Genomic DNA, 13,045 nt, shown 5'->3' with positions numbered 1-13,045 from the left:
GACGTGCGGTCCCGCCGGGCGCCTCGGCTCGCGCGATGAGGTTCTTCTCGCCTAGCAGATCTTGACGACCCAGCCCTCGGGGCCCTCGACCTCGCCGTCCTGGATGCCGGTGAGCGTCTCGCGGAGCTTGGCCATCACGGGGCCCACGTGGTCCATGCCGCCCTCGCCGAAGGTGACCTCGGTCTCACCGTTGACGACCTTGCCGACGGGGCTGATCACGGCGGCGGTGCCGCACATGCCGCACTCCACGAAGGCGCCGCTCGCGACCTCCTCGAAGGTGACCGGGCGCTCCACCACGGTCATGCCGAGCATCTCACGCGCCACCCGCACGAGGCTGCGGCGCGTGATGGAGGGCAGGATGGAGTCGGTGGCGGACTGGGGCACCACGATCGTGCCCTCGCGGTCCACGAACATGAAGTTGGCGCCGCCGGACTCCTCCACGTAGGTGTGGGTCTGCGGGTCGAGGAACATGTTGTCCGCGAAGCCCTCGGCGTGCGCCTGGACGCTCGGGTAGAGGCTCATGGCGTAGTTGAGGCCGGCCTTGATGGCGCCGGTGCCGTGCGGGGCGGCGCGGTCGTACTCGGGGACCTTCACGGCGACCGGCTTGACGCCGCCGGAGTAGTACGGGCCCACCGGCGTCACGAGGATGCGGAACTGGTACTCGTCGGCCGGCTTGACGCCGATGACGTTGCCCGTGGCCACCATGAACGGGCGCACGTAGAGCGTGGCGCCCGAGCCGAAGGGCGGCACCCACGCCTCGTTGGCCTTGACGACCATCTTGACCGCCTCGACGAACTTGTCCTCCGGGAAGGGCGGCATCACGATGCGGCGCGCGGAGTCGGCCATGCGGCTGGCGTTGAGGTCCGGGCGGAAGCAGACGATGTCGCCGCTCTTGGTGGTGTAGGCCTTGAGGCCCTCGAAGACCTCCTGGCAGTAGTGGAAGATGCCCGCGCACTCGGAGAGCGTGAGGGTGTGGTCGGTCGTGAGGCCGCCCTCCTCCCAGGCGCCGTCGCGGTAGTTGCAGACGTAGCTGTAGTCGGTGGGCTGGTAGGCAAAGCCGAGGCTGCCCCAATCGATGTCCTTCTTCTCCATGTCGCGTGCCCCCTTGGACTCAAAACGGCTCTTCAGGCTGCGCCCCACGATAGCGCGTCCGCGCAGCGGCAGCGCGACGTTTGCGGAGCCTGTAACAATGCGCCGGCGAGAAGGACCCCGCGCCCTTCTCGCCAGCGCACCTGTGCCCTTCTTTGCCCCCCTTCTCGCCCCTCCCAAACCTTCATTTCATGCCCCAGAAGCGAGGTTTGAGCGGTATTAAGCTTCCTGAACCCTCCCAAACCCACATTCTGACGAGAAAAACGTGGGTTTGGGAGGGATAACAGGCGCTACGGGAAGAGCCCTCGGGCGCGCGGCGGCGTACAATCGTGCCGAGAAGAACGGAGGCCGCCATGCGCATGTTCCGCAACGACTACTCAGAGGGCGCCGCGCCCGAGGTCCTGGCCGCACTCGTGGCCACCAACGACGAGCAGACGCCCGGCTACACCGAGGAGGGGGACACCCACTGCGAGCGCGCCCGCGAGCTCGTCCGCGCCGCCTGCGGGCGCGACGACGTTGACGTGGAGTTCTGCGTCGGCGGGACGTCGGCCAACGTGATCGGCGTGACGGGGCTCCTGCGCGACTGGGAGGGTGTCGTCTGCACGCCGGACGCCCACATCAACGTGCACGAGACGGGCGCCGTGGCCGCCTGCGGGCGCACCGTGCTGCCCACGGACGACCGCGACGGCTTCCTCACGCCGGAGGCCGCCGAGCGCGTCTGGCGCTTCCAGACCTCCACGGGCCGCCACATGACGCGCCCCGGCTGCGTCTACATCTCAAACACCACCGAGCTCGGCGGCGTCTGGGACCTCGAGCGCTTCGACGCCATCTGCGACTGGGCGGACGAGCGCGGCCTGCCCGTCTTCCTCGACGGGGCGCGCCTGGGGTCGGCCCTCACCTCGCCGGCCGCTGGCGGCCTCACGCTGGAGCACATCGCCGCGCGCTGCGGCGCCTTCTACATCGGCGGCACCAAGAACGGCCTGCTCATGGGCGAGGCCATGGTCATCTCGCACCCGCGCCTGCGCGAGGCCTTCCCCTACCTGCAGAAGGAGCGCGGCGGGCTTCTCGCCAAGGGGCGCCTGCTGGGCGTGCAGTTCGAGGCGGCCTTCGAGCGCCCGACGGACGGCGGCGAGGCGCTCTACTGGCGCCTGGCGAGAGGCGCCAACGAGCGCGCGCTGCGCCTGCGCGCGGGCATGTGCGAGCTCGGCTTCACGCCGTACGGCGACTCGGCCTCCAACCAGCAGTTCTTTGTCACGAGCGCCGAGCAGCGCGACGCCTTCGAGGCGGCGTGCGGAGCCGAGACCTTCTACGAGCTGGGCGACGGCCGCGTGGTGACGCGCTTCGTGTGCTCCTGGGCCACCGGCGAGAAGGACGTGGACGAGCTGCTCGCCCTCGCCGGCACGCTCGCGTAGGCCACGCCCGGCCCACACCCGCCTCACGAAGGGCCCCGCCGCGACTCATCCGCGACGGGGCCCTTTCCCTACCCTATGCGCTGGTCCTCGTTCCAGCCCGCGCTACCTCGCTGCGCGACGCCTGGAGAGGAGGACGAGCCCCGCGCCCGCGGCGGCAGCGGCGGCGATGGCGAGCACAGGCGCGGTGGAGTCACCGTTCGCCGGGAGCTCGTCGGCCGACGCCTTCTCGGTCTTCGCGGCCTCCTCGACCTTTGCGGCCTCCGCGACGGTGAGGGACGCGCGCACCGTGCCGGACCCGGACACTATGAGGAGCTCGTGGTCGCCGGCCTTGAGGCCCTCGAGGAGCTTCGCGGGAAGCGTCACGATCGTGCTGCCCTCGCGGACGACGTACTCGGAGGCGGAGAGGACCCGCCCGTCCAGGCGCACCTCCACGAGGTCGGCGAAGGCCGCGCTCGAGACGAACGTCAGCCCCTTGCTGGAGCCCTTGGTCCACTTGGCGCCGTCACCAGAGACAAGCGCCGGCGAGAAGGACGTGTCGCGCGCACCGCAGACGGAGCAGAGCCCGCCCTCGAACTCGTGGCCGATTGCCGGAATCGCGGCGTCCTTAGAGGTGATCTCGTGCTCGCCCGCGGCGTCGGAGAAGGCCTTGTCACAGACCTCGCAGGTCCAGTACTCCGCGCTGCCCGGCTCGGTGCAGGTGGGGGCCTCGGCCTCCGCCTTGGTCAGCTTGTGGCCGGCGGCCGGGATGTCCGTCACGTCCTTGGCGGACGTGTAGGTCTCGCCGTCGAACTCAACGGTGGCGGTGTAGGCGGTCACGCCGGCCTCGGTGCAGGTGGCGGGCGTCTTCACGGTCGAGGCGACGGCCGCGTCCTCGGCGACCTGGTGACTCCCGTCGTTCTTGCAGGTGAACGTAGCGGTTGCCGTCTTGCCGTCCTCCGACCAGATCCAGGCGACAACCCATTCGTGCACGTGCTCTTTGACCGTCAGGGTGGCGGCGCTACTGGTGACGCTGCCTGCACTGTTGCTCACCACGCAGCGGTACTGATAGCCGTTCATGCTGGCAGTGGAGGCTTCTGTTGCGTAGGAAGCGCCTGTGGCGCCATCGATATCCGTCCAACTCTGGCCGTTGTCGGTGCTTTGCTGCCACTGGTAGGACAGGTTCCCGCCGATGGCTTCGATGGTGAACGTGGCGGTTTCACCCTCGGTCACGGTCTGGCCTGCGGGCTGGGTGGTGATGGCAGGGGCGATTTCGGTTGTGCCGGTCCCTGATGGCGTGCCGATCAGTTCGCCCTTGTTGATGATGGTACCGTTGTTGGTCAGGTTGCCTTTGGTGTTGAGGGCAGATCCCTCCGGGATGGTCAGGGTCTCGCCCTGGGCAATGGTGAGGCTCTCGTCCAGGGTCACATAGCCGTACACGGTGCCTTTCTTGTCGTTGAATACGATACCAGTGCCTGATGGTGTAGGTTCATCGACACGATAAGCGTTGATCCCGTTTTCCGCCCGCACGATGGCATTGTCACTGATTGTCAGGCTGGTGGTGGCGCCGATATCACCAGAGCTTCCTACATTAAACGATATTCCATCACCGCCGCTGGCGGTCAGGCTGCCGCCATTGACTTTAAGGGAGAGCCGCGGGGAGCTGGTAGCGTGCGCGCTGGACTGCACAAAGACGCCAGCGTAGTCAAAATAGGAGGAACTACTGCTTGCCACGACAGACGCATCGTTGATGTTCAGGGAAGCACCGCCTGTTCCGCTTTTGACATAAATTCCGTGATAAGAACCAGAAACTTTCAAGCTTCCATTGCTTTCACCCGTAATAGTCAGGGAGGCGTCTGTACCATAGCTGTTCTCGCTCGACTCTGAATTCACATAAATTCCAAAGATGCCTGTGATGGTATTCTCACCAATCAGCTCTATGGTCAGGGAAACCGGGTTCCCCGTAGAGCACAAAGCATAGATCCCGGCGCCTCTAGAAGCTGAGGAACTATCGCTGCTTCCCGTGATCGTCGCCCCGTTCAGCGTCAGGGTGGCGGTGTTTGGATCGTATTTGATAGTCCAATCATTAGAATCGTCGGTGGCATCATTGACCCGTGTTAGCCCCCCACTGGCATCTGTGGTCCAGTAGGTGGTATCTTCACCACTCTTAACACTCTGGTTTCCCACATAAAGATTATTAGGCTCACCTTTTCCCGCCGCCAGCGCCGTGGCGGGCAGCAGGCCCAAGCAGAGCGCCACCGCTAGGAGGCAACCCCCTCCCATCGCAATTGCAGCGAACTTCTTGAACATGGGGACCACCCTTCTCTCCGGACCGCCGCAGCCGGCAGGTTCTTCTCGCCCCCCATTGTCCCGCAGGGCAACGACGCCCCGCATCGCCCGTCTTCGGCCCGAAAAGGATGAGACCGCCCACGGCGCGGGGAGAACCGTCTACGGGAGCATGAAGCGGCTGAGCTCCCGCCTGCTCGAGACGCCGAGCTTTCGCAGGGAAGACGAGACAAGCGTCTTGACGGTGTTGACGGAGACCCCAAGGTGGTCGGCGATCTCCTGGTTGGTCCAGCCGCGCGCGGCGAGCGTCGAGGCGGCGAACTCGGTGGTTGTGAGGTTGTCCGCCACCGCGTCGAGGGCGTCGGGGTTGTGGACGAGCCTCCAGCCGGCGGAAAAGCGGTAGGTGATGTCGATGATGCGCCGGAAGTCGTCCGGCCACCCGCGCTTGATGACCGCCTCGAGCATGCCGCCGAGGAGGCCGTGGTGCTCGCCGAAGGGCTCGATGAGGCCGTCGGGTCGGGCGAGGTCCCACGCGGTCAGCAGGTGCGCGCGGGCAGCACCCACGTCCCGCATGCCGACGTAGCCCATGACGCAGGCGAGGTGCAGGTAGGTGTTGGTGATGGGCCGCGCCTCGCCCTGGACGGCGAGCGCCGCCTCGGCGACGCCCACGCATCTGCCGTGCTCGCCCACGAGGTACGCCTGGTGCGCCAGCACGTAGAGGGCGAATGGCCGCAGGCCCTCCGGGAGGAGCCCGACGCAATCTTCGAGGGGCGGGACGCGCTCGGGGAGCGGCAGGTGGAGAAGGGTGCGCGCCGTGGTGACGAAGAACGAGGCGACGGCTGAGGCCAGGGGGTCGGCGTCGTCGAGGCCCTCCCCCACCGCGGCCCGGGCGGTGCCGAGCGCCGCGCGGGCGTCGTCGGCCTGGCCGAGCGAGAGGCTCGCGTAGCCGAGGACGAGACTTGCGGAGAGGAGCACGGAGAGGTCGTCGCTCGTCAGGAGCGGGCGCGCCGCGGCGGCGGCCGCCTCGGCCTGGCCGGTGAAGTAGAGGAGCTCGGCGCGGGCCACGTCGCGGGCCGGCCCCTCCGGCATCGACTCGACGAACTCACGGCACCTCCCCGGCTCGAACGCCGTGCTCAGGAGCGGCATGGGGTCGCACAGGGGGTGTCGTGCGGTCACGGCGCCCACCCCCTAGAGGCTGAGGCCGAGATAGCTGTCCACGACCTCGTCAGCGGCGGAGAGGTCCTGGCCGAGCGAGCAGCCCGAGTAGCCGATGGCGTGGAGCCCGGCGGCGTGCGCCGAGGCTATCCCCGCCGGCGAGTCCTCCACCGCCACGGCCTCTCCCGCACCCACTCCCAGGAGGTCGAGAGCGCGCAGGTAGGGGTCTGGGTGCGGCTTGCGCCTCTCGACCATGTCGCCCGTCACCACCACGTCGAAGAGGCCGAGGGCACGCAGGCGATCGAGAGCGGTGAGCACGCAGCGCGCGACCGTCGTCGAGACGAGCGCCACGGCGACCCCGCGGCCGCGCAGGGACGAGACGAGCTCGCGCGCGCCCGGCTCGAGGGCGAGCGGGGCCTGGGAGTAGGTCCGATAGCAGCCGTCGCGGCGGCGCTCGTACTCCTCGATATCGTAGGGGGACCCGTAGCGCTCCAGGATCGGCGGGATGACCACGCGGTCGTCCCCGCCGGCTATGGAGAGGAGCTCCTCGTCGCTCACGGGCGCGTCGAGCTCCACCAGCACCTCGCGGACTAGCGCGAGGTTGTGCCGCTCGGTGTCGCACAGCGTCCCGTCGAAGTCAAACAGGACCGCCCCCAGGGTCTCCGGCCTTGCCATGGCGCCCCCTCCCCTCGTCTCGTCCCGCGAGTGTAGCAGAGGGGGGCGCCGAGGCGGCCTTCCCCGCGCAGGCTAGCCCGCCAGGCGGCTTGCGAAGTCCGCGAGCGTGCCGGGGATGTCGATCTGCTGCGGGCACACTGCCGCGCAGCTTCCGCAGCCTATGCAGGCGCTCGCGCGCTTGTCCTCGGGCAGCGCGGAGAGGGCCATCGGGGCGATGAAGTCGCCCTTGCCGGTGACCACGAGCTGGTTGTAGAGCGAGAGCAGGTGCGGGATGTCGAGCCCCATCGGGCAGTGGCTCGTACAGTAGTGGCACGCCGTGCACGGCACGGTCCCTTGCGCGCCCATCTCGTGGGCGATGTCCATGAGGGTGGCGAGCTCCTCCTCGGACAGCGGGCGCTCCTCGGAGTAGGTCTGGATGTTCTCCTTCAGCTGCTCGAAGTCAGACATGCCGGAGAGCGTCACCGTAACCTCGGGGATGCCCTGCAGGAAGCGGAACGCCCAGGCAACGGGGCGCTCGTCGGGGCGCAGGGCGGCGAGGCGCGCCTCGTCCTTCTCGCCAAGGCACGCGAGTTTGCCGCCGCGCACCGGCTCCATCACCCACACCGGCAGGCCCCACCTGGTGAGCAGCTCGACTTTGCCGCGAGCGTCCTGGAACTCCCAGTCGAGGTAGTTGAGCTGGATCTGGCAGAACTCCATCTCCTTGCCGTAAGCCTCGAGGAAGCGCTCCATCACCGGGATGGCGCCGTGCGCGGAGAAGCCCAGGTGGCGGATGCGGCCCGCACGCTTCTGCTCAAGCAGGTAGTCAAGGATGCCGTTGGCGGGGTCGAGGTAGCCGTCCACGTTCATCTCGCACACGTTGTGGAAGAGGTAGAAGTCGAAGTAGCCGGCGCCGGTCTTCTCGAGCTGCCGCTCGAAGATCTCCTTGACCTTGCCCATGTTGGAGAGGTCGTAGCCGGGGAACTTGTCGGCGAGGTAGAAGGAGTCGCGCGGGTGGCGTGCGAGCGCGCGGCCGAGCACGACCTCCGACTGCCCGCCGTGGTAGCCCCACGCCGTGTCGAAGTAGTTGACGCCCTGCTCGAGCGCGTAGTCCACCATCTCGTCGACGGCGGCCTGGTCCGGCGTGGCGTCGTCGCCGTCCACGCACGGCAGGCGCATCGCGCCAAAGCCCAGGCGAGAAAGGCTCAGTCCCTTGAAGTCGCGGTACAGCATGCGGGTCCCCTCTCCATAAGCGACATACTGTCACCAACAGTATAGCGTTCCCCTCCTCTTCCCGGTAAGAGAACCCGCACGGCGCGGCCCGCCAAAAGGCAGGCGCCCCGGCCTTCTAAGCAGGATCTTCCGCGAAGCGCAGTCCTGCGTGAAGGTCGGGGCGCCTGCCTTTTGGCGGGCCTCCCCCGCGACGTGACGTTCTTCTCGCCTACGCGTCCTTCATGATGATGTCGCGCACGATGCCGGCGACGCGGTCGCACGCGTCCAGACAGAGCTCCATGCGGTCGAAGATGCGCAGCCAGGTGACGGCGTACTTGCCGCTCGCGTCCTCCTCGTCGCTGAAGAGGCGGCGGAGGGCCTGCTGGTAGACGGTGTCGCCCTCGTCCTCGACACTGCCGATCTCGATGGCCTTCTCCAGGACCACGCGGTCCTTCTTGTAGTCGGGGAGGTGGTCGATCATGTTCTTCATCTCGTTGACGGCGTGGACCGTGAGCTCGGAGATCTGCCTGGCCTCGAGGCGCAGGTCGCTCATGTTGAACAGGTCGAGGCGAACCGCCACGCCGTACATGGAGTCGACGACGTCGTCCATGGCGAGGGCGAGCGTGGAGATGTCCTCGCGGTCGATCGGGGTGATGAACGAGGTGTAGAGCTTGGCCATGATGGCCTTGACGCGCTCGTCGGCGTTTGACTCGTAGACCTTCATCTGCGGGATGCGGCTCATGGAGCCGGGGAAGTCGCAGACGATGCCGTTGTACTCCTCGGCCGCGTCGGTGATGAGCGACGCGAGCTCCTTGAGCATGGTGTAGAACTCGTCTTCCTTCTTGATGCGGGGCATGGGGACTCCTTTGCTCGTGGCGAGAAGAACGTGTGCTTGCGGCCTAGAACAGTACGAGGAAGAGCTTGGCGAGGACGAACCCGATGACGCCGCAGCCGGGGAACGTGAAGATCCAGGTGAGGACCATCTCCTTGGCGACGCCCCAGTTGACGGACTTGGGGTCCTTTGCGGCGCCGGCGCCCATGATGGCCGCGGACTTGGTGTGCGTGGTGGAGACGGGAAGGCCCGTCAGCGTGGCGAGCAGAAGCGACGCGGTGGCGGAGACCGAGGCGGCAAAGCCCTGGTACTTGTCGAGGCGCACCATCTCCATGCCGACCTTCTTGATGATCTTCTTTCCGCCCACGGCCGTGCCGATGGCCATGACCGCGGCGCACAGCACCATGATCCACAGCGGGAAGCCGCCCATGTCCCCCACCGTCAGGTTGAGCGAGAGCGCGATGGCCAGCATCGCGGTGGACATGAACTTCTGGCCGTCCTGGGCGCCGTGCATGAGGGCCACGCCCGCGGCGCCGAGCACCTGCATGCGCCCGAAGAAGTTGTTCGCCCTGCGGCGGTCGGCGTTTCTGCACGCGATCGGGATGACCTTGGAGATGACCCAGCCGGCAGCGAAGCCCAGGCCGGTGGAGAGCACGAGCCCGTAGACGACCTTGATCCACTCGTTCATGTTGACGCCGTCGAGGCCGCCGGAGACGGCGAGCGCGGCGCCCGTGAGGCCGGCGATGAGGGCGTGGCTCTCGGAGGTGGGGATGCCGAAGGCCCAGGCCCCCAGGCCCCACGCCACGATGCCCACCGTGGCCGCAGCGAGCGCGATGAGCGCCGCGTGGGAGTCGCCACCAAAGTCGACCATGCCGCTGATCGTGTCCGCCACGGCCGTGGAGATGAACGACATGGCCACGAGGCCCACGAAGTTGCAGACGACCGACATGAGAATCGCCGAGTCCACGTCTATCGAGCGGGTGCCCACGGGCTCGGCGATTGCGTTTGCGGCGTCTGTGGCGCCGTTGACGAAGATGGTCCCCATGACGAGGAGCATGACGATCACAAGAAAGGGGTTACTCGACAGCACGCCGAGGAACTGCTCAAAGCTAATCACAGCAGGCTCGCTCCCTTACCGACCAATTGTCACAGCTTTGTAAACGCTCGTTAAGGATAACGTAAGGATGTGCCGTGCAAGGCCGAGAAGGGCGTCGTTTGTGCCCCCGCTCGCCGCTGCTTACAAAGAGCTTACATTAGTCTGCGCGCATGGCAAGGGCCGGGGCCCGGCGTTCTTCTCGCCCCGCCCCTTCCCTCTCCTTCCCGCCCCCTCCCCGTCGAGTGCGCGAAATTCGGAGTTTCCTTTTCAAGTTCACCGACACAAACTCAACGTTTGCCCAGTTGGTAGCTAAGAGGTGTCGGCGCGGCCGGCGAGAAGAACCCCGAATATCGCGCACTCGGCAAAACGACGGCGGGGACGGAGGCCGAGAGGCGACGAAAAAGGCCGCCGGGCGAGAAACCCGACGGCCTGCACTTACGCTGGAGCCAGCTACCAGACTCGAACTGGTGACCCCCGCTTTACGAGAGCGGTGCTCTACCAACTGAGCTAAGCTGGCGTAAGCGGCTAACTACTATACGAGAAGCGCGACGCGCGCGCAAGCCCCGTTTTTTACAGCAGGCGCAGCACCCCGCGGACGAGCCGCTCGAAGTCCTCCGCGTGCCTCTCAGCCTCGGTCAGGACGGTCTCGTGGGTCACCGACGGCGCGCCGGACTCGTTGGCCGCGAGCGTGAGGCCAAGTACGTGCATGCCGAGCGCCTTGGCCATGATGACCTCGTTCACCGTGCTCATGCCCACGTAGGAGACGCCGAGCGTGCGCAGCGCGGCCACCTCGGCCGGGGTCTCGAAGCACGGGCCGAGCACGCCCGCGTAGACGCCCTCCTCCACGGCCACGCCCAGGTCGTCGGCCACGCCGCGCGCGATCGTGCGCAGGTAGGGGGAGTACGCCTCGTTCATGTCCACGAAGGGGCTCTCCACGTCGCGCAGTCCGTCCCACTCCGCGAGCGGGTTGCGCCCGGTGAGGTTGATCTGGTCCGTGAGGATGCCCAGGCCCACGTGCGCCATGCCCGGCACCGCGCCCGTGGCGCAGGCAAAGACGATGTCGCGGCAGCCCAGGTGGTGAGCGTGGCGCACGAGCGAGGTCACCTCGGCGGCGGAGTAGCCCTGGTAGAGGTGGATGCGCCCGGGGTAGACGACCACGGGCACGTCGTCGATCGTGCCGACCGTGGCCTCGAAGCTGTGTCCCGCCACGGGCCGCGCCGAGAGCGGGAAGCCCTCGATGTCACGGTAGTCGATGCGACGGACCGGCCGCACGAGCGTCCCCAGGTGGCCCAGGCCGCTTCCCAAGACGATGGCGACGGGGTGCTCGACGCTCGGCTTGCACGCCCTCACGGTGTCCTCGGTGACCACGCAGATCCCCTCCTCATCGAGCCGCGCCGCAAAGACGCCCTGGCCCGCAACGAGTCTTCCAGAGTAGGTTCCATCGTAGACCAGACCCACCCCGCACGAGGGGCTCTTTGCCTTGAGCACCGCCAAACGCGCCCCCGAGCGGACGACGTCGTCCCCGCAGAGCCGCGAGCCCAGGGCAAACTCCTCGGTCACGTCCCGCCCGTCGGCGAGAAGGACGCGCCCGCCGCGCTGCTCGGCCGGAGGGCGCGGGACGGGAAGGCCGCTCGCGGTCTCGGGGCACACCCGCAGGACCTCGACGCCCTCCTTCCCGGCCAGCTCGATCACCTCGGGAACCGGCTTGGACCCGCCGTCGTAGCGCACCGGCGCGCCGAGCAGGCAGGCGCTTATCGCCACGCGCACGGCTCGCCCCTACTCGGCGAGCGAGCCGAGCTGGATCGTCGCGTTGGACAGAATGCCGTTGGCGAAGTCCGTCCACTCGGCGCTCAGCCGGTTGTAGGCGTCGGAGTAGGCGCTCTGGGCCACGGAGTAGGCTGCCTGGGCGGCGGCGTAGGTCGCGGAGTCGTTTGAGATCTCGTAGCCGGAGAGCGTGGCGTAGTAGGTGCCGTCCGTGCGGGCCCAGGTGTTGGCCTCGCTGTCCCACTCGTCCCCGAGCAGGTCGATGACGTAGGAGGCGTAGTCGGCCGTGGCGACGTCCTCCTCCCCCTCCGCGGGCTCGGTCGGGGCCGTGGGGTAGGTCGGCAGCGTCACGGTGACGACATCGTCCTGGAGCTTCTTGATGGAGGTCTGCTCGCTCAGGATCTGCCTGGTGCTGTCCTCGTCGAGGCCCCACTGCTCGCCGATCGTGGCGTAGTCGTCGCTGCCGTAGATGCTCGAGGTGAAGCTCGAGACCTCCTCGTCGGTGGCGGTGAGCCCGCGGGACTCGGCCTCGGCGAGCAGGATCTGGTTCTGCGCGTAGGAGACCACGTCGCTCGCCGCAGGCACCTCGTAGGTCCCGTCGTCGTTCGCCGGGATGCTCGAGCCGTAGGTCTCGGCGAGGACCTCGCGCGCGGTCACGGCGTGGCTCTGGCCGTCGAGGGTGTAGGTCGCGATGGTGCTGTCGAGCTCACCCGCCGAGAGCGAGGTGCGGCCGGAGAGGGATATGGCCCCGCCGGTGCCGCGCAGCAGGAAGTAGCCGGCGAGGACGCCCACCACGAGCGCCGCCGCGCAGATCGCGGCCCACGCCGGGGTCGGGAGCGTCCTGCGCGCCGCCTGGTCCTTCTCGCCGTCCGGGCGCCCGGACTTCGCCAGCCTGTCATCTGCCATGTGGTCCTCCTTAGGGACGGGCCCGCCACAGGGCGGGCCCACGTCACGTGCCGTGAATTCTAGACGAGCCGCGCCGGCTCCTTGCGCAACGCACAATCCTATGCGAGAGCTTGAAGGATCTCCGCGGAGAGGGTCTTGATGTAGCCGGCGCCGTTCTCCGCGTCGAAGCGGACGCGATCGGCGAGGGCCGCGCGGGTGGCCTCGGACGCCTGGCCGCGGGCGAGCGCCAGCAGGGCGACGAGCATGTCGCGGTACTCGGCGTCTCCGTGGTAGCACTGGATGGCCTCGTCGAGCAGGGGCCACGCCTCGTCGGAGCGCTCGGGGGAGCTCCCCGCGAGACGGGTCAGGAAGACGAACGCCGCCAGGCGCACCGTGGCCGAGGCGTCGTCGAACAGCGACGCCTCCGCGCCGTCGTAGGCGCCCGCGACGCTGTCGGCGTTGGTCTCGGCGACGGCGGACAGGGCGTCGAGGACCTCCCAGCGCGTCTGCGCCTCGGGGCGGGAGAGGGCGTCCACGAGGGCGTCGACGTGGGGAAGCATGAGCTCGGGGTGGGCACGCGCGGTGAGGGCGAGCTGGTGCGCGACCTCCTGGCGGCGACGGCGGCTCGCGCCGGAGAGCTCCTCGATGAGACCCGCGATCTCGGGGTTGGTGGATTCGGTCATCTTG

At 67.9% G+C, this 13,045-nt stretch carries 11 protein-coding genes and 1 tRNA gene; 1 reads left to right on the top strand and 11 read right to left on the bottom strand.

All coding sequences use genetic code 11. The features are described 5' to 3' along the window. Positions 1 to 51: 51 nt before the first annotated feature. Positions 52 to 1,092 (bottom strand): branched-chain amino acid aminotransferase, encoded by a 1,041-nt coding sequence (locus B5F23_RS05280; RefSeq protein WP_087352489.1) that lies wholly within the window; start codon positions 1,090 to 1,092, stop codon positions 52 to 54. 350 nt (positions 1,093 to 1,442) lie between these two features. Between B5F23_RS05280 and B5F23_RS05275 the strand changes: the two genes are divergently transcribed. Next, the gene (locus B5F23_RS05275) at positions 1,443 to 2,501 is read left to right on the top strand and encodes a threonine aldolase family protein (RefSeq protein WP_087352487.1); all 1,059 of its coding nucleotides are present in this window, start codon (positions 1,443 to 1,445) and stop codon (positions 2,499 to 2,501) included. Positions 2,502 to 2,603: 102 nt separating this feature from the next. On the opposite strand, the gene B5F23_RS09695 is transcribed toward B5F23_RS05275, so the two are convergent. From B5F23_RS09695 to B5F23_RS05225, 10 genes are all read right to left on the bottom strand, one after another. Further along, complete coding sequence (locus tag B5F23_RS09695) at positions 2,604 to 4,787, bottom strand: immunoglobulin domain-containing protein (protein WP_158096124.1); 2,184 nt, start codon at positions 4,785 to 4,787, stop codon at positions 2,604 to 2,606. A gap of 138 nt (positions 4,788 to 4,925) precedes the next feature. Continuing rightward, positions 4,926 to 5,939, bottom strand: coding sequence for a helix-turn-helix transcriptional regulator (locus B5F23_RS05265; RefSeq protein WP_143786360.1), 1,014 nt, complete (start codon positions 5,937 to 5,939; stop codon positions 4,926 to 4,928). Between the two features lie 12 nt (positions 5,940 to 5,951). Next, a complete protein-coding gene (locus B5F23_RS05260) occupies positions 5,952 to 6,593 on the bottom strand; it encodes an HAD family hydrolase (RefSeq protein WP_087352481.1) in 642 nt (213 codons plus the stop codon). 72 nt (positions 6,594 to 6,665) lie between these two features. Continuing rightward, the gene (locus tag B5F23_RS05255) at positions 6,666 to 7,802 is read right to left on the bottom strand and encodes an aldo/keto reductase (protein WP_087352479.1); all 1,137 of its coding nucleotides are present in this window, start codon (positions 7,800 to 7,802) and stop codon (positions 6,666 to 6,668) included. Between the two features lie 208 nt (positions 7,803 to 8,010). Further along, positions 8,011 to 8,637 carry a DUF47 domain-containing protein gene (locus tag B5F23_RS05250; RefSeq protein WP_087352477.1) on the bottom strand — a complete coding sequence of 209 codons (627 nt, stop codon included), beginning with the start codon at positions 8,635 to 8,637 and terminating at the stop codon, positions 8,011 to 8,013. A gap of 43 nt (positions 8,638 to 8,680) precedes the next feature. Beyond that, the gene (locus tag B5F23_RS05245) at positions 8,681 to 9,730 is read right to left on the bottom strand and encodes an inorganic phosphate transporter (RefSeq protein ID WP_087352475.1); all 1,050 of its coding nucleotides are present in this window, start codon (positions 9,728 to 9,730) and stop codon (positions 8,681 to 8,683) included. Positions 9,731 to 10,150: 420 nt separating this feature from the next. After that, positions 10,151 to 10,226: transfer RNA gene (locus B5F23_RS05240), tRNA-Thr, on the bottom strand. A gap of 53 nt (positions 10,227 to 10,279) precedes the next feature. Then, positions 10,280 to 11,476 carry a purine-nucleoside phosphorylase gene (locus B5F23_RS05235; RefSeq protein WP_087352473.1) on the bottom strand — a complete coding sequence of 399 codons (1,197 nt, stop codon included), beginning with the start codon at positions 11,474 to 11,476 and terminating at the stop codon, positions 10,280 to 10,282. A 9-nt stretch (positions 11,477 to 11,485) separates the two neighbouring features. Further along, positions 11,486 to 12,379: a hypothetical protein gene (locus tag B5F23_RS05230; protein ID WP_087352471.1), complete on the bottom strand. Its 894-nt coding sequence runs from the start codon at positions 12,377 to 12,379 to the stop codon at positions 11,486 to 11,488. 98 nt (positions 12,380 to 12,477) lie between these two features. Next, positions 12,478 to 13,041, bottom strand: a complete 564-nt coding sequence (locus B5F23_RS05225; RefSeq protein ID WP_087352469.1) for a hypothetical protein — start codon at positions 13,039 to 13,041, stop codon at positions 12,478 to 12,480. Between the last annotated feature and the right edge of the window lie 4 nt (positions 13,042 to 13,045).

The organism is Olsenella sp. An188 (genome assembly GCF_002160255.1).
Classification (GTDB): domain Bacteria; phylum Actinomycetota; class Coriobacteriia; order Coriobacteriales; family Atopobiaceae; genus Thermophilibacter; species Thermophilibacter avistercoris.
Note: the sequence above shows the minus strand (reverse complement) of the source record. Positions and strands in the feature narration are given on the sequence as shown.